Genomic DNA, 22953 nt, shown 5'->3' on the forward strand with positions numbered 1-22953 from the left:
AGCATATCTGATGTTATCTATTGATTTGTAGACATTTTTTATGTTCGATTTAGTGTGCATTTGCAATGTTACGTGTGGCAACACTGTTCTACAGCTCTGTTATCACAATAAATTTGAGTAAACATTGTTTTCTATAGATGACACATTGTAGAGGGTAAATATATAAAGCTGTTGTGCCGATACGTTACTGTATTGAAGGTATGCATAAGCAGAGGGGGGCATTCCTGATTCATCTCTTCGATGTGTATCCTAGTCCTTTGCATTATTCACGATCATTTTTTCTACATCCAGTTGAACTGAGTTAGTACTTGAAACGGGAGCAGGCATGAAAAAACTTATGCTGTTGATGATTCTTTTGGCATTTCCTGTGTCGGCACTTGCGGGCACAACCTATACAGTATCTCCAAAGGCCGTGTATTATTCGTATCACGAGCAGGTGATGGATGAAACTGGCTACCTTGTTGGAGTTAATCTGGATGTGGCACATGTCACACCGGAGAAGTACTTCCTTGGTCTTGAGGCAGAAATATTGAAAGGGCAGTTGCGTTATGATGGCGGGTATTCAAACGGTGACAGTCTGCGATGCGATACAAACGATATTTTGTTCCAAGGAACAGCAGCAGCAGGAAAAGAGTTTGCAGTAGCTTCCTGGCGTCTGACGCCTTACACTGGGATTAAATACCGTTACTGGCAGAACGATATTGTTGCCACTGGCGGATATCTTCGCAGGATCAGCCAGTTTTACTTGCCGGTAGGTTTGAATGCTCAGTACGATCTCACGCCTGACTGGAAATTGACATTCAAAGTAGAAGGCTCACTTCTTCTTTTTGGTGAGGTTCGTTCAGATCTGAGTGACGTGAGCAGCGCTTACTCTGACATTAAGAATAATCAAAAGTTTTCTAATGCAATCGGAGCCAGAGTTTCCACAAAGCTGGAAAAGAATTTAGGAACATATTCTTTGGGAATTGCTCCGTACTTTGAATGGTATGAAGCTGAAACTTCAGAGAAAACAGAAACAACTGTCAATAACCGCCGCATGTGGTTCATTGAGCCGCATAACACAACATGGATGGTCGGACTGGCATGTACGGTGTCTTTTTAAGGCAGACTATCCGGTACGTAGAACGCTGGATTATGTCTACGCTCTAGGCACAGCCGTTGTCTCATAATAGATAGTTATAAAAAAAGGAACCACTTGTAATACAAGTGGTTCCTTTTTGATGCTGTTAATAGCATGGCGGGCTATACAGGAGTCGAACCTGTGGCCTCTGCCTCCGGAGGGCAGCGCTCTATCCAGCTGAGCTAATAGCCCGTGCGCGATTAAGTAGACTTGAGAGTCTGTGATGTCAAGTTATATAACGTGTTGTCATGCCCTGTCAGTAGAAAATGGTGTAAACTGAAAAGGCACGGTGGCTCGGGATTCTCAAGAGTGTATGCTCACCTAACGGTGAATTTCAGGGCGTTTCATCGTGTCTCGATATGTCTCGAAATGCATAATGAAAATGGGCAAAATTACATTATTGTTATTTTGAGAAGTTCGAGGTACAAATAACTTGAACGTAGCGCAACAAATTACAAAATACGAAACAGAAAATAACATTTTTGTGTAAAAAAGCAAAAAAAGTTTCACTGAAGATTATTTAACTGGCACTCGTATAATTAGTTTGTTAAAGCCGCTTGCAAGACAAAATCATAAACCGGCATTCGTGTACGGTGCTTTGTCTTGTCTGCGTTTTTTAATGTTATACCGGAATAGCTATGTTCCGATAGCAAGTGAGAGTCATGAAAAAGATTGTTGTGGCAGTGACAGGCGCCAGCGGTATGCCGCTTGCTGTTACGCTGCTCAAAGAACTCGCCGCCTCTTATCAGGCTGAGGTACATCTTATTGTATCTGATGCAGCCAAGACAGTCCTTGGGCTTGAGTCTGGGCTGGATCTCGATCACCTCACCTCCTATGCACACTCTGTTTATACACAGCATGAATTCGGAGCAGCACCGGCAAGTGGATCATGGCTTCATGACGGCATGATTATCTGTCCGTGTTCCATGGCTTCTCTTGGCGCCATTGCAAACGGTATGGGTTCTAACCTTATTCATAGAGCTGCTGACGTAACATTAAAAGAACGTAGAACATTGATTCTTGTTCCCCGTGAGACACCGCTCAATCGTATACACTTGCAGAATATGCTCGCCGCTGATGAGGCTGGTGCGCTTATTATGCCGCCTACTCCGGGCTTTTACTCCAAGCCTGAGACTATAGAAGATATTTGTAATCATCTGGTAGGCAGAATGCTTGATCACTTAGCAATTGAGCATTCTTTAGTTAAACGCTGGGACGGCATGTAGCCGTAACGCTTTGACCGGAGGACTGTACATGCAGGAATTACAATGGAACGGGCATGCAAATTTTCAGCTGAAAACCCCGAAAGCAACTATATTGATTGATCCTTTTTTTGAGGGAAATCCTTCTGCTGCAACAACGTGGCAGAACTCCTCAAAGCCGGATGCTGTATTTATTACACATGACCATAGCGATCATACTGGTTCAGCTGTAGAAATTTGCAAGGCCACGGGAGCAAAGCTTGGTGCCATTGTCGGCACGGCTGAAAAGTTAGTAAAAGCTGGCGTACCGCAAGAACAAGTTCTTAACGGTATCGGGTTTAACATTGGTGGAACCATTGTGGTGGATGGTGTGAGTGTTACAATGACACAGGCATACCACTCTACAGAATCCGGTTCACCGGTCGGATATATCTTCCGGCTGAATGATGGATACACAGTGTACCATGCCGGCGACACAGGAATTTTTTCCGAAATGGAATTATGGGGGCGTTTGTATGACATCGATCTCGCCCTGCTGCCGATAGGTGGCGTGTTCACTATGGACGCAAAGCAGGCCGCACTTGCATGCAGCTTGCTTAAGTGCAAAAGCGTACTTCCTATGCACTGGGGCACCTTCCCCGTCCTTGAACAGAATACAAAAGATTTTGCATACCAGTTACAAAACTACGCTCCGGAATGTCGGTTGTATGACCTGAAGCCGGGCGATACGTTGAAGCTTGAGAAAACAACAGCTGATGCCTGCAAATGCTAGCAGATGTCAGATTGCATGGACTGGTATCGTGCAAGACGAAACGATGTCGAAAGAAAAACCTTGGGTAGTCTATCTTGTACAGTGTGCAGACGGTTCGCTCTATTGCGGCATAACCACCGATATGGACAGACGCCTTGGTGAGCACAACTCGGGAAAGGGGGCGAAATATACCCGCTCCAGACGTCCCGTGTCCCTGATCGCCAGCGCCTTTGTTCCAAACAGGAGCATCGCGTCAAAGATAGAATGTAACATTAAAAGACAGCCCTCCGGTAAGAAGGTAGAGACTCTGAACAGGTGCGTAAGAGAACTCACTTCTTCTGCAGCGCAGTCATAAGATGCCAGTTAGTGCATAAGGAATTTAATTATGGAACGGTGTATTTTTTCTGAACTCCCGCTCTCTCCGGAGTTACTTAAGTCTATTGAAGACATGGGATTTGAAGAAGCATCTCCAATTCAGGCCATGGCCATCCCACACCTTCTTGAAGGTAAGGATGTAATTGGTCAGGCTCAGACAGGTACGGGTAAAACAGCAGCGTTCGGTATTCCAGTATTGGAAAAAATCGACGTGCGTCATAAATCTCCTCAGGCAATCATTTTGTGCCCGACCCGTGAACTTGCCATTCAGGTAGCAACAGAAATGAGCCAGCTTGCAAAACGTAAGCGTGGTTTGTTTGTACTGCCTATTTACGGTGGCCAGCCTATTGAACGCCAGATCAAGGCACTTCGCCGTGGCGTGCAGGTTATTGTTGGTACCCCTGGTCGTATCATGGACCACATGAAGCGCGGTACCATTTCTCTTCAGGACATCAACATGGCTGTTCTTGATGAAGCGGATGAAATGCTCGATATGGGCTTCCGTGATGATATCGAGTTCATCCTTGAGCAGGTTCCTGAAGAAAGCCAGACTGTATTCTTCTCCGCTACCATGCGTGACGAAATTCTGCAGCTTGCAAAGCGCTTCCTCAAGACTCCTGAGTTTTTGAAAGTTACTCAGAAAGTACTGACCGTTCCTAACATTGAGCAGATCTACTACGAAGTTCGTCCGTTCCAGAAAATGGACGCACTCTGCCGTGTACTCGATGTATACAACCCTAAGCTCACTATCGTTTTCTGCTCCACTAAGCGTGGTGTAGATGAGCTTACTGCAAACCTTCAGGGGCGCGGATATCAGGCTGACGGTCTGCATGGTAACCTGAACCAGACTCAGCGTGACCGTGTAATGAACCGCTTCCGTAAAGGTAATATCGAAGTACTCGTTGCAACTGACGTAGCAGCACGCGGTATTGACGTTGACGATGTTGAAGCAGTTGTAAACTACGATATCCCGAACGACGTTGAATACTACGTTCACCGTATCGGCCGTACTGGTCGTGCAGGTCGTATGGGGCGTGCATTTACATTTGTTTCCGGTAAAGAATTCTGGAAGCTTCGCGATATCAAACGCTTTACTAAAGCTCGTATCGTACAGCATCAGGTTCCGACCATCGCTGACGTTGAAAACGCTAAGTCTAGTAAATTGCTTGATGAAATCCGTGATAACATCCACAAGCATGAGCTTGACCGTTACCTCACCATCGTTGATGACTTCATCCAGAATGAATTTGATGGCGACCTTACAACTGCAGAGATGGCAGCTGCGCTGCTGAAAATCCTCATGCATCGTGAACTCGGTGACGCAATGCCGGAACAGAAGAAGTCTTTCGGTGATACCGGAGCGCAGGCTGGCATGGTTCGTCTGTTCATCAACGTAGGTCGCAAGAGCCGTATCGGTGCTCGTGACATCGTAGGTGCTATCGCAGGTGAATCCGGTCTTCCTGGTAAAATGATCGGTGCAATCGATATTTATGACCGCTTCAGCTTTGTTGAAGTTCCAGAAGATTACGCACAGGAAGTTCTTAACGTAATGAACGGTAACCAGATTCGCGGCAACAAGTTGTTTGTTGAACCTGCTTCCCGTCGATAAGACACTCTGCTTTGAATAAAAATGAAAGGCTGCCCATTCGGGCAGCCTTTTTTTGTTGGAAACAAAAGGTCACACCGTCATTCCCCTGTTCTGTAAAAATTCCCGAGCGGGCTTTTCTAGAGTGAGATTGGGAGGGGCAGCGTGATGTTGCACTAAAAACAGCACGTGAATTTTTTCAGAACAGGGGAATGACGGTATAATTCGCTGTAGTTATGGAGGCAGTTGATTGCCTCAGGTCGGCGGCTCTTGAGTAATGACAATGCTATTGCTTAGCTTTAAACAGCCTTTGTTAAGCCGTAATTGGAGGGCAAAATACTATTTTTATCGTCTAACAGGGGGGCAGGGGGAATTATTTCCCCTGCCCGTCGGAGACAAAAAAAGAAAATAACTTTGTCGGTAATCCGCGATGTTCTAAGTATTGAATCGGATTGAGTTATGCCGTTACCTTTGCCTTCTTGGCTGGAGCAATCTGTGTAAGGATTACTCCTCCGAGAACTAAGCCGGAAGCAATAAACTGGGTTATGGAAAGGCGGTCTCCAAGGAACGCAAATCCCATGAGCATAGTAAATACCGGAATAAGGTTGGTGAAGCCGGACGCCTGTCCCGCAGGTACCTTGCTTAGCCCGTAATTATACATGCCGTATGCCCCCATTGTAACAACGCTGGCAAGGTAGAGAATCGCTATACTCGCATCAGTTGGAAATTCAGTTGGAAAAGCACCCGGAGTAAATGCCAGTAACGGTAAGAAGAAAATTGCCCCAACCCATGCTTGCAGTGCAGTGATGAACAGCGGTGAGTAACGGTTGGATAAATTCTTAGCCGTAATCATATAACCTGTGGCAGAAACCATGGCGAGGGTTTCAAGAGTGTTACCAAGAAGGGGGTCGGGAGCGTTTTCAGTTGCTGTTGCTCCCCATGAGAGCATGGCTACACCAAATGCCGCCACAAAAAAGCCTGTCCATACGCGCAACGCGAGCTTTTCTTTAAGAACAAAGAATGCTGCAATTGCTACAAATACAGGCAACGTAGCCACAATCATGCCTGCTTGTGTCGCAGATGTGTATTTGAGAGCGTATGCTTCGAAAACGAAGTACAGGCAGGGCTCACACAGTGCCATAAAGATAAGCTGCTTCCAGTCCTGTCGTCGGACAGAAAGACCTCGAAAATTTTTCCAGAGAACAAGAAAGAGGAGTGATGCGATAATCATTCGACCGAAGACTACTGCAATCGGAGAGAAGCCGGATACGGCTATTTTCATGGCAATAAAGGAGCTTGCCCAGAGGATCATAGCACCCAGCAGGGATAAGGTCGGAAGTAGGTGATGTTTAGTACCCATTGTTGTTACGTCCTGAAAAAAGTCTCAAAGAAAAAAGCTGCTTCAGCAAAAGGACGAAGCAGCGGAGCAGCAAAAACGTACATTCACGTAGCATTACGCAGGTACAATACAAGGCTGAGTTGTATTGAAAAGTACTACTATGTCGGAAGTACGTGTTATGTGAGTAGCTACTTTCTTCAATATTGTAAATCGGAGAGTATCGATTGTTACTGATTCTCCGTTACCGGTTCAGGCACTGCTTCTGGTTCGGGAGTTGAGGAATGCTCAGCGGTTTTTTGCTGGCTCATCCATACTCCTGCCAGCACAAGAATGCATGCTGCGTATTGAAGGAGAGTAAGTGATTCGGAAAGCACAACATGGCCAAGCCCAAGAGCAATAACCGGAATAAGGTTGCCATACGCAGATGTCTGAGCAGCCGGAGTATGCCGAAGTCCGTAATTGTAGAGCAGATATGCTCCGAAGCTGACTGCGGTTCCAAGATAGATAATGGCAATAACAGCATCCGGCTGAATGTTGGCAGGTATTGTTTCGCCGGAGAGCAGGAGAAGCGGGAAAAAGAACAACGTTCCTATCCATGCTTGTAATGCCGTGAGTGTGAAGGCGGAATAAGAGCTACAGAGGCGTTTTGCGGTCAAAATATAGCCAGTGGCAGAGAGCATGGCCAGCATCTCAAAAAAGTTCCCTAAAAGTGGGTTGGGTGCAGTTTCTGTGGCAATGCTTTTAAATGAAAGCAATGCCACGCCGCAGATGGCGGTGATGAATCCAGTCCAGACAATTCTGGGCTGCTTTTCTTTATAGAGTAGGTAGGAGCCTGCTGCCACAAAGATTGGAACAATGGAGCAGACCATGCCAGCCTGAGATGCAGATGTATATTTAAGCGCATGTGCTTCAAAAACAAACAGCAGGCATGGCTCGCACAATACGAGAAATGCAAAGGTCTTCCAGTGAGTGCGCGGTATTTTGGTTATCTGGATTCTGTGTCGCTGCGTAAGCAGAACAAGTGACGCAATTGCCATTCTGCAGAAAACCACAAGCATGGGAGAGAAAGCTACAATGGCAAATTTCATGGCAACAAATGAGCTTGCCCATAGCGTCATGGCAGCACAAAGCGAAAGTTGAGGGAGTATAGACGATGTTCGTATGTTCATAACAGGAAATGACGGGCAACAGAGTGGAAGGGATTAATACAGTCCGGTGCGTTTGTAGAAGCGGCGTACAGAAAGTTCCACAAGAACAAACAGCACAATAGGGACAACAAGGAAAATCAGAGTCAGTGCGCTTGCCATGGCTCTGTCTGCACCTGTGATGAACGGAAAGAGGTAGCCGGTGAATGATGGCACCACCCCGCCGCCGATAAGGAAGACTAAGTAGTAGTCAGAAAATGCAACCAGAAAGACAACGGAGCCGCCAGCAATAATACTTGGAAGCAGCAGCGGGAATGTCACATATCGCAAGCGCATCCATAGTGATGCACCAAGGTTCTTTGCACATAGTTCGTATTGGTCACTGTATGCTTCAAAACCGGAGATAAGTGCACGCAACATGAACGGGTAACTAAAAATGGTCAGTATGAGCACGACGCCGAAAAAAGTATCTGCAAGAGATAGTCTAATAAATACGTGATGGATGCCCATGGAAAATGTCATTGCGGGAATTAGTGCCGGAGTCAGCAGTATACCTTGTATAATGTTCTGTCCTGTAAAGCGTGCACGGGCAAAATAGTAGGCCGGAAGAAGACAGAGTATGAGCGTGCAAAATGTGGTTGTGAGCGAGTATAGGACAGAGACTCCGAGATGAAGCAAAATGGAGTTGCTGTGCTGCAGAACGGACATCAACGCTTTTGTGGATAGTTGCCGCGGGAGAATGTTCGGCCATGTCCAGCCCGGTGCAAAAAGGGAAATGACAAGTATAGCGGTAGGTCCCGCAAAAAAGAGTACGAAAAAGAGAAAGAGTGCGTGATGGCGCAGCCGGATATTAGTCATGCATTTCCTCCGGTCGTTTCGGAGTTACTGCGCGAAGGTAGAGTGTAAGGAAGGTAACGGAAAAAACAAAGATCCCGATGAGAATCGCCATAGCTTGTGGGCGATGATACAGCTCTTTTCTGAAATATAGGTTGTATGCCTCGATGCTGAGCATGGCAGGGCTTGAACCACCCAGTAGAAATGGAATTTCAAATGCGCCGAACCCAAAAAGGAAAAGAATGCAGAAGGTGGAATGCACAACACTGCGTATATGTGGATAGGTAACGGCACAGAAGGCTTTCCATCGGGTAGCCCCAAGCATATATGCTGTCTCTAGAAGACACATATCCAGACGTTTCAAGGAAGCGTAGCTCATAAGCAGTGCAAACGGAATTTGCTTGTATGTGTAGGCGATAATCATTCCCCATCCGTCACTTCCAAAAAGGATGGAAGGAAAGTCTTGTGGGGAGCCTGTGATTCCTGCATGGAACATGGCTGATGATATAAGGCCTGATTTTGCCCAGAAGAAGAAAACAATAAAGCCGACAGCAAGGTGGGGCAAGATAAGCGGGATTTTATAGATTACCCCTGCCTGTTGGAGCAAGGCGGGCATTCTCCACAGCCCAATTGCCAGAATTGTACCTAAGGCAACGGAAAAAAGCGCGGCAAATGCCCCTACTTTAATGGACAGAAGAAATGAACGCAGCATATACGGCGTAAGCAGTTCTTTATAGCTGTCCAGTACACCGCCCTCATACGGAAAAGGAAGACCAATTCCTATTGATTGGAGGACTGCCAGTAATATTCCTCCAGCAAAAAAGAAGAAAAAAGGAATGAGTAATGGCGATAAATAGCGTAAATGCTGAAAAATAGAGTGGTTATGCATGGCGTTGTTTGTCGGTCAAAAGTATGACTCGTTGGGGTAATACAATGTAGCTGACAAGGTACAGCTTCAGTGTACAGTCAGCAATTACTATATGATGTCCGGCTTTTTGGGAAAATCATGAGGAACGATATGAACGTAAAAACAGGGTCAGTACAGACAATATGGTCATCTGCCGCAGTGGTTTCTGCGGGCAGCTTTTGTTCCCGCCTTATGGGCTTGCTGCGTGACGTTCTTATCGCTTCTCTACTGGGTGCAGGGCCGATGGCAGATGCACTCATTGTTGCTTTTCGTATTCCTAACCTGTTTCGAAAGCTGTTTGCGGAAGGTTCGTTATCTTCCGCTGTAACTGCCTCCATAACCCGTTTACAAAAGGTAGAAGGCGAGGCACGGGCAGCTTCCTTTATCCGCACTTGCCTGTTGTGGACAACAGGGGTTTTCTCTGTACTGTTTGTGCTTGCCGAAATGGGGAGCAGCATTCTTACAACAATACTCGTGCCGGGACTGTCTTTTTCGTCTGACTTTTTTGCACAAGCTGACTCGTTGCTGCAATTGACTCTGCCGTATCTTGTATGCATCGGGCTTGTGGCATTTTTGTCCGGCGTTCTGCATAGCCGTAATCATTTTTTAGGCCCTGCGCTTGCCCCACTTGTTCTCAATTGCACGTTGGTAGCAGGTGCAGGAGTCGCATGGCTGTTTTCATTGCCTGTGGCGCAAACGCTATGCATCTTTTTAGTGCTTGGCGGGGGTCTCCAGGTGTTGTTGCAGGTGCTGTGTTTGCGTGATGCAGCGTTATGGCGTGGGGGCTGGCAGCTCCGTGATTCTCAAGCATACGCATTAGGAAAAATTTTACTTCCTACAGTCTTGAGTGGAGCAGTTTTTCAGATAAGTGTTGTACTGGTGACAATTCTTGCTTCGTTTCAGTCAAAGGGCACGATTGCAAAGCTCTATTTTGCCGACAGGCTGGTTCAATTTCCTTTGGGGCTTATCGGTGTTGCGATTGGCATCGCTGTGCTTCCGGCGCTATCTTCTCTTGCGATTTCTAAGAATACACAAAAATTTGGCGAAGTACTTTCTTCAGCTCTTCAGTTTACGCTTTTCCTATCGTTACCTGCTGCTGCGGGGTTGTTTGTGTTGGCGCATCCTATTGTGCAGCTGTTTTTCGAACGCGGTGCGTTTTCATCGGCTGATGCAGCTGCGGCCGCAGGTATGCTTCAAGCATTTACTGTCGGTTTGCCAGCCTTTGCTGTTACCCGCCCGTTGTTAAGTGCCTATTACGCCAAACAGGAAAGCCGTGTGCCGTTGCTGGCCGGAGGAGCAAATCTTCTGAGCACAGTTGCAGCTGGTGCGTTGTTCATGCAGGTGTGGGGTGGTGCAGGCCTTGCGGCAGCAGTATCACTTGGTGGCTGGATTAATAGTGGATTGCTGTATGCTCTGCTGCGAAGACAGGGCTTAAAGGCAATACGGCTCAGTCGGTGGGTTGCTTGCTATCTGGTTATGAGTTTTTTTGTGGGGATGGCCTGCCTGTGGGTTTTGCCGTACGGCATAGCTGGATTACTGAGTATCCCTGTCGTTGCCGTGTTGTATATTCTCGTCATGTATATAGCCAAAAGCCCTGATGCACGTCTTCTGTTCTCCCTGTCACATTAAAAGAGTGAAACATAGTGATGTGATTTATTAATAGATTGAAAAGAAGTTTTTGCTGAGTTATTCCTAGATGATACCTTTCTAATACTATCGGTGCGGTACGAAAGTTATATCTTCAGGTGGTGTTGCGATGCAGAGGCGGCTTCTGAAACTGCGGCTGTTCCCGGATAGCTATATTAAAAATTTCATTGCGGTAAGCATTCTGCTTACCGTTGCTTTTCTCCTGATTTTTAACTCGTTGTTCTATTCTTTTGCTGTTGAAAAACGCAAAGAAAACTTTCTCCATAAGCATACAGTACATGCGCAGGTTCTGGCTTCGCATCTCTCGGCAGCCCTTGGCGCTGATGAATTTGAGCGGGCAGACAGACTGATTCATGAAGAGTTATCGTATGAGAGCACCTTGGGCATGTACCTGTATAATGCCTCAGGTGTGCTGCTCTGCGGTTTTTATGACGGGCAGGAGGCAAGCCTTCTTCCGCATCTTGGGGAGTATGAACACCGCATAGAAATGCCAATTTATTTCCAAGATAATAAAGCTGGCACACTGGTCTCCATTGTTACGTTCCTACCAGATCATCACCATTTTTTGAGCTTATTCCTTCCGTTTCTTATGGCCAATGTGACTGCTACATGTTTGCTTGTGATCATGGTCATCGTCTTTATCGTCCGAACATTATTACGGCCTTTGCGGGAATTGAGTAAAACCGCACGCAGGGTGCGTGAAGAACAGACGTATACTGTCCGCGCTAAGCGTAAAGGTATGGGCGAATTGGCAGAGCTCACGGATTCGTTCAACAGTATGCTTGATCATATTGAAGCACACGACATGTTCAGGCTTTCGGAAAGTCGTAATCTGGAAAAGCAGGTTCTTGAGAGGACAAAAGAACTGGAAAAAGCAACACAGGCTGCAAAGGCTGCAACTACAGCAAAGAGTGAATTTATTGCCAGTGTGAGTCATGAACTGCGAACCCCCATGAACGCAATACTTGGCATGACAAATATGTTGCAGACAACAGAACTGACCGGAAAACAGCGGGAGTATGCCGAGATCATAGCGGCAGCTTCCCAGAATTTATTGCATCTGGTGAACGGCGTGCTCGATCTTTCCAAGCTTGAGGCTCAAAAGCTGGAGATAGAAGAAACCACGTTTGTTTTGCGGGATGTTCTGGACGAATTGTCTGTAATATTTACAGAAAAAGTTGCTGTAAAAGAAATGGATCTGGTTGTTGTGGTAGACGAAAGTGTGCCGCCGGTTATGCGAGGAGATTCGTTCAGGTTAAAGCAAATACTGCTTAACCTTGTGGGGAATGCCTTTAAGTTTGCAGACAGGGGGGCAGTGGAGCTACGGGTGTCTGTGGATGGAACAGCAGGGCAGCCTATTCAGATGCCGCATGTAAAGGACAGTGATGAGATTGTTCGATTGGCATTTTCAGTCAAAGATAAAGGGATAGGCATTGCGGAGGACGCGCAGCAAAAATTATTCGATACCTTTGTTCAGGCAGACGGCTCCACGTCGCGTCAATATGGTGGTACGGGGCTTGGGCTTTCTATTGTTGCGGAACTTGTTTCGTTGATGGGGGGATCAATCTCTGTGGATAGTGCTGTGGGTAAGGGTAGTACATTTCTTGCTGTGCTGCCGTTCGTAGTGGCGGACGATTGCCGTAAGACAATGCTACCCGTTTTTTCCGGTCGCAGAGTCCTTGTGCTTGAACCGTCTATTACAGCTCGAACCATGTGGCGGAATCTGTTTACTGAGCTTGGTATGCTTGTCGTGGTGCTGGGAACAGAAAGTCAGGTGTTGAGGCAACTGGAAGATGCTTCGGTGGATTCCAGTTTTGATCTGGTGGTGCTCGGCAGCAAAGAGCTTTTGGATATGACAGGGGAACTGATTAATTATTTGTGCAGGCACCCTGCCCACAAGGTTGTTCTAGTATCGCGGCTTGGAGATGAAACTTTGCCAGACCGCTCCTGTCCATTGGAAGTGACAGCTTTTTTGCGACGCCCTGTGACCCTCTCTCAGGTGAAGCTTATCGTGCTTCGTGCATTATCTCCAGATAAGCTGGGACAGCTAGAACGCAGCATGGAGTCACTGGCTCTGGAGGGATTGTCTGTACTGGTTGTAGAAGATAACCCGATAAATCAACAAGTGATGCGCGAAATACTGGAATATCTCGGTGTAGATGTAACAATAGCAAAAGATGGTATTTCCGCATTAGAACTGCTTTCTGTGTATACGTACGATATGGTTCTGATGGATATCCAGTTACCGGGGATGGATGGATTTGAAACCACAAACCGGTTGCGTGAGGAGCTTGAACTGACCAGCCTGCCTGTCATTGCCATGACAGCTCACACAATGCAGGAGGATAGGGACAAGGCCGCAGACGCAGGCATGAATGGGTATCTGACCAAACCTGTTGAGTTGGATGAGCTGATACGTACGCTCAGGCGATATGGCTCAGGAAGAATGCAGAGCCAAGGGGCTTTATTACAGCATGGCAGTGTTCAGGGAACTGATTCATTAGAAGAAGGTGCAGGAGCAATACGTTCTGGTAATTCTCAAGAAATGATCAAGAATGAAGAACAGCCTGTGACTGCGATGAATACGGATGATGAACCGCAATTGCCAGAAGAGCTTCCGGGGCTTGATGTTGCAGAGGGTGTTAAGCGTTTGAATGGAAAGCGTGGAATATATCTCAAGGTACTAAAAACGTTTGTTCACAGGTATGCAGGAGCAGCAGAAGAACTCAGGGCGTTGTATCTTGTGGAAGATTGGGCAGGGCTTGCCGCAAAGGCGCATACGTTGGCTGGTGCAAGCGGGAATGTTTCTGCAAAAGAAGTACATGCACGTTGTGAAAAGCTGGAGCAGGAAGCAAAGCGCCGTAATGTGGACGCCTTAACTCTTAAAGAGCTTGAAGCAGCGCTTGAAACGGCTTGCCGTTCCATGAAAAGTCTTTTGGAATAGCATGTGCATTTGCATGACAAAGGGTACAAAAAAAGCCCCGTACAAAGTACGGGGCATTCTTACTTGGATGGGGCGAATGAAGAGGATTGAACTCTCGACAACACGGGCCACAACCGTGTGCTCTACCAACTGAGCTACATCCGCCACAAGCAGGAATGTGTACTATAGATTTCAGCGTTTGCGGTCAAGCATAAAATTCATTTTTTTGAAAATTTATTGCGTCCGAGGATAACTCGGCTTATACGACCATACATGAGAGGGACTGATATTCGTTGTATAACTTACGATGTTAGAGACCCGTTTAAGGGAGACATATGGAAAAACTAGTTATTCAAGGTGGCGTTCCGTTAAAAGGAACAATTCGTGTCAGTGGCGCTAAAAACGCTGCATTACCGATTCTGATGGGTTCAATCTTACTTGCTGAGCCTGCACGTTTTACAAATGTGCCTAACCTTCGTGACATCCGCACTACAATCAGTCTGCTTGATATCTTAGGATGTCCGGGTCGGTTTGCTGACGGAGTTGTTGAAACAGACGGGTGTGACCCTAAACCGGAAGCGCCGTACGATCTCGTAAAGACCATGCGCGCATCTGTGTTGTGTTTAGGCCCTCTGCTTGCCCGCCTTGGTGAAGCTAAAGTTGCATATCCCGGTGGCTGCGCAATTGGCGCACGCCCTGTTGATCTGCACCTCTCTGCACTTGAAAAAATGGGCGCAGTTTTTGACGTGGACTCAGGCTACATCATGGGGAGATGTGAAGGCCGTTTAAAGGGTGCGCACATTGTATTTGAGAAAGTAACTGTGGGCGGTACAGAAAACCTGCTCATGGCTGCAAGCCTTGCAGAAGGCGAAACAATCCTTGAAAACGCAGCTCGTGAGCCGGAGATTGTAGATCTTGCAAACTTCCTCATCGCCTGTGGTGCTAAGATTGAGGGTCATGGCTCAAGCGTGATTCGTATTCAAGGCGTAGAGCGTCTTGTTGGGTGCGAATACTCCATTATGCCTGACCGCATTGAAGCTGGTACGTTTATGATTGCAGCAGCAATTACAAAAGGTGACCTGCTTCTTGAAGATTGTCCGAATTATGCTCTTGATGCTGTTATTACCAAGCTTGAAGAGATGGGCATGAAAGTAACAAAAGAGGAAAAAGGAACTCGCGTAACCTACGTTGAGCCACTTTCTCCTGTGGAAATTACTACACAGCCGTATCCGGGGTTCCCGACAGACATGCAGGCGCAGTTTATGGCGCTTATGTGCTACGTGGACGGAACATCAATGGTGGAAGAAACTATCTTTGAAAATCGCTTCATGCATGCTCCTGAACTTGCACGTATGGGAGCAGATATTCGCCCTGCAGGACGAACAGCCCGAATCAAAGGCAGAGATTCCCTGCGTGGTGCTCCTGTGATGGCATCTGACCTGCGCGCAAGTGCTTCACTTGTTCTTGCTGGTCTTGCCGCAGAAGGGGAGACTCATGTGCAGCGTATCTACCACCTCGATCGCGGATATGAAAAGATTGAAGAAAAGCTTATTCCGGTTGGTGCGCGTATTCAGCGCATGAATGAAGAATAACTACTTCTGGTTTATCGATGTCTGTAAACTGCGGCCTTTGGTCGCAGTTTTTTTTTGCGGAATGATCGCAATGCAGGAGATGTCTAATTGTGTTGTTGTAACGGTTAGATAAAAAAAATGGACATACTTTGCTGGTAAGCCTTGGCACAGGCTACTGTGAGTGGTATGCCTTGCGGCGTTGTTTCCCGAAACTCTGCTGTACGGGACAAGCCGCAGTTCATCCGTATGGATGGCTGCAGAAAAAGAAGCAGAGATGAATTTCCGGAAACAGTAAGGGTATAAGCCATATACCTTAGTGTTTCTGTTCCTCTTGTCAGCTTTGCAATGAGGGACTGAATGGAAAAGGGGGAACCTGGCCGGCTCCCCCTTCTACTCAGAGTAAGGCAAATCCGTACAGTGTGCTCACTGCACGAATGTGCCTTACTCTGAGCGCCACATTTTTGAAATGCAAACCGCCGCCTGCTTCATATGAAATAGGCGGCGGTTTTTTGCGTCTAATGATATCTATGCAGACAACAAAGTGCAGAAGCTACCAGAGGCGGTTATACAGTGCCATGTAGGCCTCTGCCATTTTCATGTCGGTGAATTCTTGAACCCGCTTGTTGCCGCCCTCTACGAGGCGCTCACGGAGTTTTTCATCGAGCATAAGCTTGTGCAGGTGCGCTGCCAGTCGACGGTAGTCGTGATTCGGAAAAACGAGGCCGCTTTTTTGATCTTCAACAAGCTCAAGGTTCGATGGAAGATTAGAGGCGACGACTGGAAGTTGTCCAACCCAGCCTTCCTTGATGACGCCGGAGGAACCTTCCCCGTTAACAGAAGGAACTGCCAGCAAATCAAAAAACGGCAACTGGTCTCGCGCATCCTGACGTCCCAGCAGGGCAAGATGGCTGCTTACTTTTAATTCTTCAGCAAGCTCTTTGATTTCAGTAAAGAGCGGGCCGTCTCCAACAAAGCGTGCTTCCCATGTCGGGGTATCTTTGTATTTGGCAAGCTCAGCAAGTGCCTTCACAAGAACAACATGTCCTTTTTGCTCGGTGAGTGCGCCAATCATACCGATGATTATGCGATCGTCATCACGCTTTCGTTTAGCCTGATAGCGGGCAGCATCAATACCGGAATGAATTGTGGACACTTTGCTTTTATCCAGCATCGGTGCGGATTCAAGCACGGTATCAGAAATTTCCTGACTGACACCGACAATAGCGTCTGCAAGTAAATATTTCTTCCCACTCCATCCTTTTTTAAGGGGATAGGAAACTCTTCGGGTGTGGACAAGGCTGAACGCATTGCCGCATATTTTTTTGACTATTGCGCCAAGGGACGCGCTTTTGGCGCAGTTTGTATGAATAACTTGCGCACCATATTTTGTAATGGCGCGACGCAGCTTGTACAGGTTGCGTATATCCCAGTCTCTTGTACTGGAAAGCGGCAGCAGGGTAATGCCTTCTACCTTGGCCGCATGGTCGAGTAATGGTGCATTGGCCGGTGCTGCCAACGTTACTGTGAACTTCTGGGAACGGGCTAATGCTCGTGCCAGGTAGAACACTTGCCATTGTCCACCACGCATTTCATTCCCCAGATCAAGCAACAGAATGTGCATAGGTATTTCCTGAATGTTAAGCACGACCCCCCCGTTTCCCCCCGTGAGTTTCGTACTGCAAATGTTATGTTTCTTGTCGGTACATGCAGTGGCTGCAAAAAGCCGGTGCTGCCGAAACAGCACCGGCTCTATAGTACCTTATTTGCAAGCAGAGCCAGAGTCGATAAAAAAAGCGGGTGTACCCGCGTGGTCGGGTTATCGGCTTATAATCAAGTCTCTTTGATTAAATCGGCAGTCCGTTTGCTTCAAGATCTTGTTTGAGAACCTGTCGTATTTCTTTAGCTACAGGGCCGGGGCGAACATCGTTGATTGGCTGTCCTTCAAAGCGGACAATAGAAATACAGTCAGATGTTGTACCGAAGATGAGGACTTCTTTAGCTCTGTAAAGATCATCTTCACGCACTGCCCCGAATTCGATTTTTATTTTGTCTTTCATCAGTTCTACAGCACGCATGATGGTTGTTCCCACAAGCGCGTTGGAGAATTCAGGAACAATAAGTGTCCCCTCCTGATTAACAAGCGCAACGTTTTCTGTTGCACCTTCAGCAATGAAATCATCTGCATCAAAGCTGAACGGGAAATCAAAACCACGCTCATCCGCTTCGCGCTTCATAAGCACGTTTGGGATGTAGTTGGCGCTTTTTACGCGCGCCATATGCGCTGGCTTTGCCGGAATAGAGGAACGGAAAGCAGTAGCGCCTTTTTCGTACCATTCTTCCGGTTTCGGCTTGAACTTGTAGGCGACAATATACAAGCTGCTGACAGGGCATTCTTTAGGGTCAATGCCGAATCCACCCGGGCCTCGCCCAATGAGAACCCGTATAAGGCCGTTTTCGGTTTCCGCAGCCTTAGCTACTTCAACCACAAGCTCAGAAAGCTTTTCCCATGTGCATGGCGGCGACAGGTGTAGTCCTTTTACAGAACGTTTCATGCGCTCAATATGCGCATCAAGCTGATACAGTTTGCCGTTTACCCATTTCATGTTCTCAAAGACGCCGTCTCCCCTGTGGGCGAGGTGGTCATCCATAGGAAGCAACATCAGTCTCGGGTTTTTACAGATACACCCGATGCGGTGTTCGTAAAAGGCAAGTACATCGCGCTCACCAGCGCGACGGCTGTTCAGAATTTTAGAAACGTATTCTTCTGTATCACATACTGTCGCCACGGCTGCTTTCTCCTAGTCGAATACTGTTGTGTCTTTTACACCAAGAAGGTCACGTTTGATAAGCTCTTCTGCAATCTGAACGGTGTTGAGTGCAGCACCCTTACGGATGTTGTCTGCGACAATCCACATATTCAGACCGTTTTCGATGGTTTCATCTTCACGGATTCGGCCAACGTAGGTGTCGTCCTGTCCTGCAGCATCGATAGGCATCGGGTAGATTTTTTCGCCAGGGTTATCAAGCACTGTAACGCCCGGTGCCTGTGTCAGAATCGCACGTGCTTCCGCAGGAGTGATTTTCTGTGTTGTCTCAATATTCACAGATTCACTGTGACCGTAAAATACAGGAATACGTACACATGTTGCGGTCACTTTTACGGAAGGGTCATTGAAGATCTTAATGGTTTCGTTAACCATCTTCATTTCTTCTTTGGTGTAGTCGTTGTCCATGAAGACATCAATTTGTGGAAGTGCGTTAAACGCAATCTGGTGCGGGTACACTTCTGCTTCCGGTGTCTGCATGTTGAACAGCTGACGGATCTGGGTTTCAAGCTCTGTAATCGCTTTTTGACCGGAACCGGATACTGCCTGATAGGTGGAAACAACGATACGTTTAATCTTGGCGGTGTCGTGCAGTGGCTTAAGCGCAACCATCATCTGAATGGTAGAGCAGTTCGGGTTTGCAATAATCCCGTTATGCGAATCAAGCGCTTCGGAGTTCACTTCCGGTACTACCAGCGGGCAGCGGTCGTCCATACGCCAAGCGCTGGAGTTGTCTACAACAACACAGCCTGCTTTGGCAGCAACTGGTGCATACTTTTCAGACGTGGAACCACCGGCGGAAAAGAGCGCAATATCAACGCCGTCAAAAGAGTCTTCAGTCAGTTCTTTGACTGTAAGTTCACCACCCGCAAACGGTACTGTGGTGCCTGCGGATCGTGCAGATGCAAGGGCAATAACTTCGGTTGCCGGAAAATCACGGCCTTCCAGTACGGAAAGCATTTCCCGCCCTACAGCACCTGTGGCACCGACAACGGCAACCACTAAACGATCTTTACTCATGTAAACTCTCCTTGAGCACATAGAAATTAGGTAACAGTCGGTACATAGATAGTAACGGAAACCGCCATTCCCGTGTTATGCTGCACCTTTTTGTATTAAAAACTCGGCCATTTTCCGATCTATTCCATTGATATGATTGAACCACCAGTCTGTGAGGTAGTCCAGAAGCTCCGGAGTAATGTCTGCTTTATCATTCAGGTAATCAAGCAGGAATCCGATTGCGTTAGAGAAGAATTCTCTATGCTGTTCCAGATGTTCCTGAAAGTCTGGCAGCTCGTCACGGTACGAACTCATTAAGTCGGCTTCCGTCGCAAAATGCATGTGCGCATAATCGTTCACTTTATGTATGAGCGAACAAAGCACGGAGTTTTCTTCTCCGTCCATGTATGCATAGTACAAAGTGTTGATAATCTGCGTTAGTTCGGCATGTTGTGTATCAATAACATCAATACCGGTATTCATTGAGGAGTTCCATTCGAACGTCGCCATGCATATCTCCTGAATAGCATCCCTTTCGGAAAGGGCTAGGTGTTCCTTATTAATCTTCTTTCACCGCGAGACAATAGGACAACAATGCTACTAATTCAATCAGTAATATATGGTGAATGTTTTAATAGCGATTTATGAGGTATACGCCGCAGATGAGCAATACTACACCAATTATGCGCATAACTGTAACCGGACGGAGCGGGTAACCTACAAGCCCGTAGTGATCAAAAATAATGGATGCAAGAAGCTGGCCGCAAATGAGCAGAGACATCATGGCAAGGGCACCGATGCGCGGTGCAAGGTAGGTTAGTGTTGTGACTATAACAGCACCCAGTAGTCCACCAATCCAGGCATACCAAGGTGCTGTAGAAGAGGTCAGAGAAGGAAGCGGGGTACGGGATACAAGAATAAGAATCCCTAATGCTACTGTGCCGAGAAAAAAGGAAAATAGTGATGAAAGAGGTGCACTTTTGCTCCAGTGCAGAGTGAGCAGCGCATTCATTCCCATTTGCAGTGGGATAAATGTACCGGCGCAGAGTGCCAGAAACATAAGCAAAGCATGCATGGAAGCCCCTTTGAGACAGCGTATCCTTCCAGTATGATTTTGCGCAGAGACTTGCCCCGAAAAATGGAACTACATACTTTGCACTGCTTGCTGACAAAGAGGTGATGACGGTACTGGCTGGAATACTATGCGAACGTTGTTAATGCCTGCACAATAGGAATGTCTGCTTCAAGGAATGTAAGTTTGCATGCCTCTTCCGGTGAAACCCACTGTACAGTGTGACCTTCTTGAGGGGCAATTGTACCTGTAAACGAGGTTATGTGAAAGAAAAGAAGCGTAACAATAAGCTCCTCATACTCGTGGGTGACGGTCTGCCAGTACTCCCATTTGGTGGGGGTGATATCGAGCTCTTCCTGAAATTCGCGCACCAGTGCAGCGTCCGGCGTTTCTTCCGGCTCAATTTTTCCACCGGGGAATTCCCAGAATCCCCCGAAAGGCGCAGTATCCGGTCTGCGTGCGGCAAGATAGCGATCATTATCCCACACAATTCCGGCAACAACGGTGATGGCTTTTTTCATCGTTATACCGCCAATGTTTCCCGTTGTTTCTCCAGTTCGTTGATTTCCATTTCCAGCTCACCCATCTTTTCCATAAGGGTTTCGCTGTCGTTCTGGAGTTGTCCGAAGCGCTTGAGTGCGTCCTGCATGGCTGCTGAATTAGCAAAGAATTCAGGATCAGCCATTTGCGTCTCAAGCTCTCCTTGTTCTTCCAGCATGAACATAAGCTCTTCTTCCATTTTTTCGTACTTCTGCTGTTTCGGTTTAAGTTCTTTATAAATACGGTTGCGCAGTTCCGCCTGTTCGCGCTTGAGGCGTTTTTGTTCTTCTCTGCTTAGCCCGCCGCCAGCAGTTGCCTCTTTTGACTTTCCAGCAGCAAGGGCATTTTGATTTTTACGGTATGCGTCGTACTCATCAAAGCCGCGTTCATGCACAGTAAGGCCGTTGGGAGAAAGGCTCCACAACTGATCAGCCACTTCTTTTAGCAGGTAGCGGTCGTGGGCAACCATCAGGATTGTGCCCTCAAAGGAGGCGAGAGCTTCAATAAGAGCCTCACGGGATTCAAGGTCAAGATGGTTTGTCGGTTCGTCGAGAACAAGAAAGTTGCAACGGGAAAGAAATAGGATCGCCATCATGAGGCGGCTTTTTTCACCACCGGAAAGCTCTCCCACAACTCGTTCAAAGTAACTTTGTCCAAGCATAAACAGACCGAGAACAGACATAAGCTCTTCTTCGGTTGTTTTAGGGTCAGACAGTCTGCGGATTTCGTTAAGCACAGTATTCTGTGCATTCAGCGTATCAAGCTGATGCTGGGAGAAGTAGCCCATCTTTGCTTTGGAAGCCATCATGATGGAACCGCTGTTCTTTTCTAGACGTCCGGCGATAAGCTTGAGCAGAGTGGATTTACCGCAGCCGTTTGCTCCTACAAGGGCAATCTTTTGACCACGGTACAGTTGAAATTCTAAATTTGACCAGAGAGTTACCCCGTCCGGGTATGTAAAGCCGAGGTTGTCTACGCTGAGGATGAGCTTTTCAGCAGGGGCAGGCTCTGGCCATGAAAAAGCAAGCTGTTTACGTTTGGACTCAAACTTGATTCCATCAAGCTCTTTTTGCAGGCGTTGCGCCATTTTTTGTTTGGAACTTGCCTGTCGAGCCTTGGTAGCTTTGGCTTTGAAACGGCGGACAAAGTCCATGTTGTGTGCAATGCTTTCTTGTAACTTGGCTGCCTCACGTTCTTTTTGAGCTTCAATCTCTTCTTGAATCACGAGAAACTGCGTGAAGTTGCCTTTACGGAATGCTGGCTTGTTACCGCCAAGGTACAGAATGTGGTTCCCCACTTTATCCATGAAAAATCTGTCGTGAGCTACGAATATGAGCACACCCTGATAATCCAGCAGGAAGTTTTCCAGCCATTCTACAGCATCGAGGTCAAGGTGGTTTGTCGGTTCGTCAAGAAGCAGTACATCGGCTCCTGCAGTAAGAACGCGGGCAAGCTTGGCACGTTCGCGCCAGCCACCGGAAAGTTCACGCATGGACTTGAGCCACTTGTCTTCGCTGAAACCGAGACCAGTGAGCACCGTTTTTGCTCTATGCTCCGGATTGTGGCCGTAAATTTGTTCTAATTCAGCCTGACGTATTCCAAGACGTTTGAGCGCGGTTTCATCTTGAGCCTGACTTGCGGCCTCCCATTCTTCCCAGAAATCATTCCAGTCCGGTAATACTTCAAGTACCCAGCTGAGCAGTGGGAGATCCAGCAGTGATTCGTCCATTTCCTGTTGGACAAATCCTAACCGGCATCCTTTGGGCAGCAGCACACGTCCGGAATCAACCGAAGTAATTCCAGCAACCATTTTAAGAAGTGTTGACTTACCGCACCCGTTAGGGCCGCAAACACATAGGCGTGTACCATCCGCAATGTCTAATGAAAACTGAGGGATGATCTCTTCGCCGCCGTAAAATTTGGATATATTATCTAATGTAATGCTCATAATGTTCTCGCGAGAAGCCTCGAATACCAGATGATGTATTGAAAGACCAGTATGGCTTCAGATGGGTGAGAAATTAGTACGTTGCTCCGTTATTTCTCAAAGTCGATCCTGCTTCGCTTTTGCGTTTTCTTGCGCCTTGCACTGTACTAGTTTCTCACCTATCTGAAGGT

19 protein-coding genes and 2 tRNA genes are annotated in these 22953 nt (G+C 47.2%); 8 read left to right on the forward strand and 13 right to left on the reverse strand.

Annotated features, from left to right (window positions below):
• The first annotated feature begins 325 nt into the window (after positions 1-325).
• Positions 326-1102: an autotransporter domain-containing protein gene (locus tag SP90_RS08370; RefSeq protein ID WP_066854520.1), complete on the forward strand. Its 777-nt coding sequence runs from the start codon at positions 326-328 to the stop codon at positions 1100-1102.
• A gap of 133 nt (positions 1103-1235) precedes the next feature.
• On the opposite strand, the gene SP90_RS08375 is transcribed toward SP90_RS08370, so the two are convergent.
• Positions 1236-1312 (reverse strand) — tRNA-Arg (locus SP90_RS08375).
• Positions 1313-1782: 470 nt separating this feature from the next.
• On the opposite strand from SP90_RS08375, the gene SP90_RS08380 reads away from it, so the two are divergent.
• The 4 genes from SP90_RS08380 to SP90_RS08390 are packed head-to-tail and all read left to right on the forward strand — an operon-like array spanning position 1783 to position 5057.
• Positions 1783-2346, forward strand: coding sequence for a UbiX family flavin prenyltransferase (locus SP90_RS08380; protein WP_066854522.1), 564 nt, complete (start codon positions 1783-1785; stop codon positions 2344-2346).
• Between the two features lie 28 nt (positions 2347-2374).
• Positions 2375-3094 carry a metal-dependent hydrolase gene (locus SP90_RS08385; RefSeq protein WP_066854524.1) on the forward strand — a complete coding sequence of 240 codons (720 nt, stop codon included), beginning with the start codon at positions 2375-2377 and terminating at the stop codon, positions 3092-3094.
• 43 nt (positions 3095-3137) lie between these two features.
• Complete coding sequence (locus SP90_RS16495) at positions 3138-3428, forward strand: GIY-YIG nuclease family protein (RefSeq protein ID WP_082936366.1); 291 nt, start codon at positions 3138-3140, stop codon at positions 3426-3428.
• Between the two features lie 30 nt (positions 3429-3458).
• On the forward strand, positions 3459-5057 hold the full coding sequence (locus SP90_RS08390) for a DEAD/DEAH box helicase (RefSeq protein ID WP_066854526.1): 1599 nt from the start codon (positions 3459-3461) through the stop codon (positions 5055-5057).
• Positions 5058-5490: 433 nt separating this feature from the next.
• On the opposite strand, the gene SP90_RS08395 is transcribed toward SP90_RS08390, so the two are convergent.
• The 4 genes from SP90_RS08395 to SP90_RS08410 all read right to left on the reverse strand — a co-directional run bounded on the left by SP90_RS08395 (position 5491) and on the right by SP90_RS08410 (position 9240).
• The gene (locus tag SP90_RS08395; protein WP_066854528.1) at positions 5491-6393 is read right to left on the reverse strand and encodes a DMT family transporter; all 903 of its coding nucleotides are present in this window, start codon (positions 6391-6393) and stop codon (positions 5491-5493) included.
• A gap of 206 nt (positions 6394-6599) precedes the next feature.
• Positions 6600-7541: a DMT family transporter gene (locus SP90_RS08400; RefSeq protein ID WP_066854530.1), complete on the reverse strand. Its 942-nt coding sequence runs from the start codon at positions 7539-7541 to the stop codon at positions 6600-6602.
• A gap of 33 nt (positions 7542-7574) precedes the next feature.
• A complete protein-coding gene (locus SP90_RS08405; protein ID WP_066854532.1) occupies positions 7575-8375 on the reverse strand; it encodes an ABC transporter permease in 801 nt (266 codons plus the stop codon).
• Positions 8368-9240, reverse strand: a complete 873-nt coding sequence (locus tag SP90_RS08410; protein ID WP_066854534.1) for an ABC transporter permease — start codon at positions 9238-9240, stop codon at positions 8368-8370. Before SP90_RS08410 ends, SP90_RS08405 begins: the two co-directional genes overlap by 8 nt.
• Before the next feature lie 129 nt (positions 9241-9369).
• On the opposite strand from SP90_RS08410, the gene murJ reads away from it, so the two are divergent.
• Positions 9370-10887, forward strand: coding sequence for a murein biosynthesis integral membrane protein MurJ (gene murJ, locus SP90_RS08415; protein ID WP_066854536.1), 1518 nt, complete (start codon positions 9370-9372; stop codon positions 10885-10887).
• A 127-nt stretch (positions 10888-11014) separates the two neighbouring features.
• On the forward strand, positions 11015-13849 hold the full coding sequence (locus SP90_RS08420; RefSeq protein ID WP_066854538.1) for a response regulator: 2835 nt from the start codon (positions 11015-11017) through the stop codon (positions 13847-13849).
• A 68-nt stretch (positions 13850-13917) separates the two neighbouring features.
• Here the strand turns inward: SP90_RS08420 and SP90_RS08425 are convergent.
• A tRNA-His gene (locus SP90_RS08425) sits at positions 13918-13993 on the reverse strand.
• A 170-nt stretch (positions 13994-14163) separates the two neighbouring features.
• Between SP90_RS08425 and murA the strand changes: the two genes are divergently transcribed.
• A complete protein-coding gene (gene murA / locus SP90_RS08430) occupies positions 14164-15420 on the forward strand; it encodes a UDP-N-acetylglucosamine 1-carboxyvinyltransferase (protein WP_066854540.1) in 1257 nt (418 codons plus the stop codon).
• Between the two features lie 529 nt (positions 15421-15949).
• Here murA and SP90_RS08440 read toward each other — a convergent pair.
• The 7 genes from SP90_RS08440 to SP90_RS08470 all read right to left on the reverse strand — a co-directional run bounded on the left by SP90_RS08440 (position 15950) and on the right by SP90_RS08470 (position 22783).
• Complete coding sequence (locus tag SP90_RS08440; protein WP_066854544.1) at positions 15950-17020, reverse strand: glycosyltransferase family 4 protein; 1071 nt, start codon at positions 17018-17020, stop codon at positions 15950-15952.
• A 223-nt stretch (positions 17021-17243) separates the two neighbouring features.
• Positions 17244-18185 carry an aminotransferase class IV gene (locus SP90_RS08445; protein ID WP_066854546.1) on the reverse strand — a complete coding sequence of 314 codons (942 nt, stop codon included), beginning with the start codon at positions 18183-18185 and terminating at the stop codon, positions 17244-17246.
• Positions 18186-18197: 12 nt separating this feature from the next.
• The gene (locus SP90_RS08450; RefSeq protein WP_066854548.1) at positions 18198-19244 is read right to left on the reverse strand and encodes an aspartate-semialdehyde dehydrogenase; all 1047 of its coding nucleotides are present in this window, start codon (positions 19242-19244) and stop codon (positions 18198-18200) included.
• Between the two features lie 75 nt (positions 19245-19319).
• Complete coding sequence (locus SP90_RS08455; RefSeq protein ID WP_066854550.1) at positions 19320-19733, reverse strand: bacteriohemerythrin; 414 nt, start codon at positions 19731-19733, stop codon at positions 19320-19322.
• Positions 19734-19854: 121 nt separating this feature from the next.
• Positions 19855-20298 (reverse strand): DMT family transporter, encoded by a 444-nt coding sequence (locus tag SP90_RS08460; RefSeq protein ID WP_066854552.1) that lies wholly within the window; start codon positions 20296-20298, stop codon positions 19855-19857.
• A gap of 125 nt (positions 20299-20423) precedes the next feature.
• Positions 20424-20816 (reverse strand): (deoxy)nucleoside triphosphate pyrophosphohydrolase, encoded by a 393-nt coding sequence (locus SP90_RS08465; RefSeq protein WP_066854554.1) that lies wholly within the window; start codon positions 20814-20816, stop codon positions 20424-20426.
• A 2-nt stretch (positions 20817-20818) separates the two neighbouring features.
• Positions 20819-22783, reverse strand: coding sequence for an ABC-F family ATP-binding cassette domain-containing protein (locus tag SP90_RS08470; protein ID WP_066854556.1), 1965 nt, complete (start codon positions 22781-22783; stop codon positions 20819-20821).
• Positions 22784-22953 lie beyond the last annotated feature (170 nt).

The organism is Halodesulfovibrio spirochaetisodalis (assembly GCF_001672295.1).
In the GTDB taxonomy this organism is placed as follows: Bacteria; Desulfobacterota; Desulfovibrionia; order Desulfovibrionales; family Desulfovibrionaceae; genus Halodesulfovibrio; species Halodesulfovibrio spirochaetisodalis.

What these genes read in the sequence shown, in the direction of transcription:
- SP90_RS08370 (WP_066854520.1), top strand. Translation starts at nt 326, where the DNA reads ATGAAAAAACTTATGCTGTTGATGATTCTTTTGGCATTTCCTGTGTCG.
- SP90_RS08380 (WP_066854522.1), top strand. Translation starts at nt 1,783, where the DNA reads ATGAAAAAGATTGTTGTGGCAGTGACAGGCGCCAGCGGTATGCCGCTT.
- SP90_RS08385 (WP_066854524.1), top strand. Translation starts at nt 2,375, where the DNA reads ATGCAGGAATTACAATGGAACGGGCATGCAAATTTTCAGCTGAAAACC.
- SP90_RS16495 (WP_082936366.1), top strand. Translation starts at nt 3,138, where the DNA reads ATGTCGAAAGAAAAACCTTGGGTAGTCTATCTTGTACAGTGTGCAGAC.
- SP90_RS08390 (WP_066854526.1), top strand. Translation starts at nt 3,459, where the DNA reads ATGGAACGGTGTATTTTTTCTGAACTCCCGCTCTCTCCGGAGTTACTT.
- SP90_RS08395 (WP_066854528.1), bottom strand. Translation starts at nt 6,393, where the DNA reads ATGGGTACTAAACATCACCTACTTCCGACCTTATCCCTGCTGGGTGCT.
- SP90_RS08400 (WP_066854530.1), bottom strand. Translation starts at nt 7,541, where the DNA reads ATGAACATACGAACATCGTCTATACTCCCTCAACTTTCGCTTTGTGCT.
- SP90_RS08405 (WP_066854532.1), bottom strand. Translation starts at nt 8,375, where the DNA reads ATGACTAATATCCGGCTGCGCCATCACGCACTCTTTCTCTTTTTCGTA.
- SP90_RS08410 (WP_066854534.1), bottom strand. Translation starts at nt 9,240, where the DNA reads ATGCATAACCACTCTATTTTTCAGCATTTACGCTATTTATCGCCATTA.
- murJ (WP_066854536.1), top strand. Translation starts at nt 9,370, where the DNA reads ATGAACGTAAAAACAGGGTCAGTACAGACAATATGGTCATCTGCCGCA.
- SP90_RS08420 (WP_066854538.1), top strand. Translation starts at nt 11,015, where the DNA reads ATGCAGAGGCGGCTTCTGAAACTGCGGCTGTTCCCGGATAGCTATATT.
- murA (WP_066854540.1), top strand. Translation starts at nt 14,164, where the DNA reads ATGGAAAAACTAGTTATTCAAGGTGGCGTTCCGTTAAAAGGAACAATT.
- SP90_RS08440 (WP_066854544.1), bottom strand. Translation starts at nt 17,020, where the DNA reads ATGCACATTCTGTTGCTTGATCTGGGGAATGAAATGCGTGGTGGACAA.
- SP90_RS08450 (WP_066854548.1), bottom strand. Translation starts at nt 19,244, where the DNA reads ATGAGTAAAGATCGTTTAGTGGTTGCCGTTGTCGGTGCCACAGGTGCT.
- SP90_RS08455 (WP_066854550.1), bottom strand. Translation starts at nt 19,733, where the DNA reads ATGGCGACGTTCGAATGGAACTCCTCAATGAATACCGGTATTGATGTT.
- SP90_RS08460 (WP_066854552.1), bottom strand. Translation starts at nt 20,298, where the DNA reads ATGCATGCTTTGCTTATGTTTCTGGCACTCTGCGCCGGTACATTTATC.
- SP90_RS08465 (WP_066854554.1), bottom strand. Translation starts at nt 20,816, where the DNA reads ATGAAAAAAGCCATCACCGTTGTTGCCGGAATTGTGTGGGATAATGAT.
- SP90_RS08470 (WP_066854556.1), bottom strand. Translation starts at nt 22,783, where the DNA reads ATGAGCATTACATTAGATAATATATCCAAATTTTACGGCGGCGAAGAG.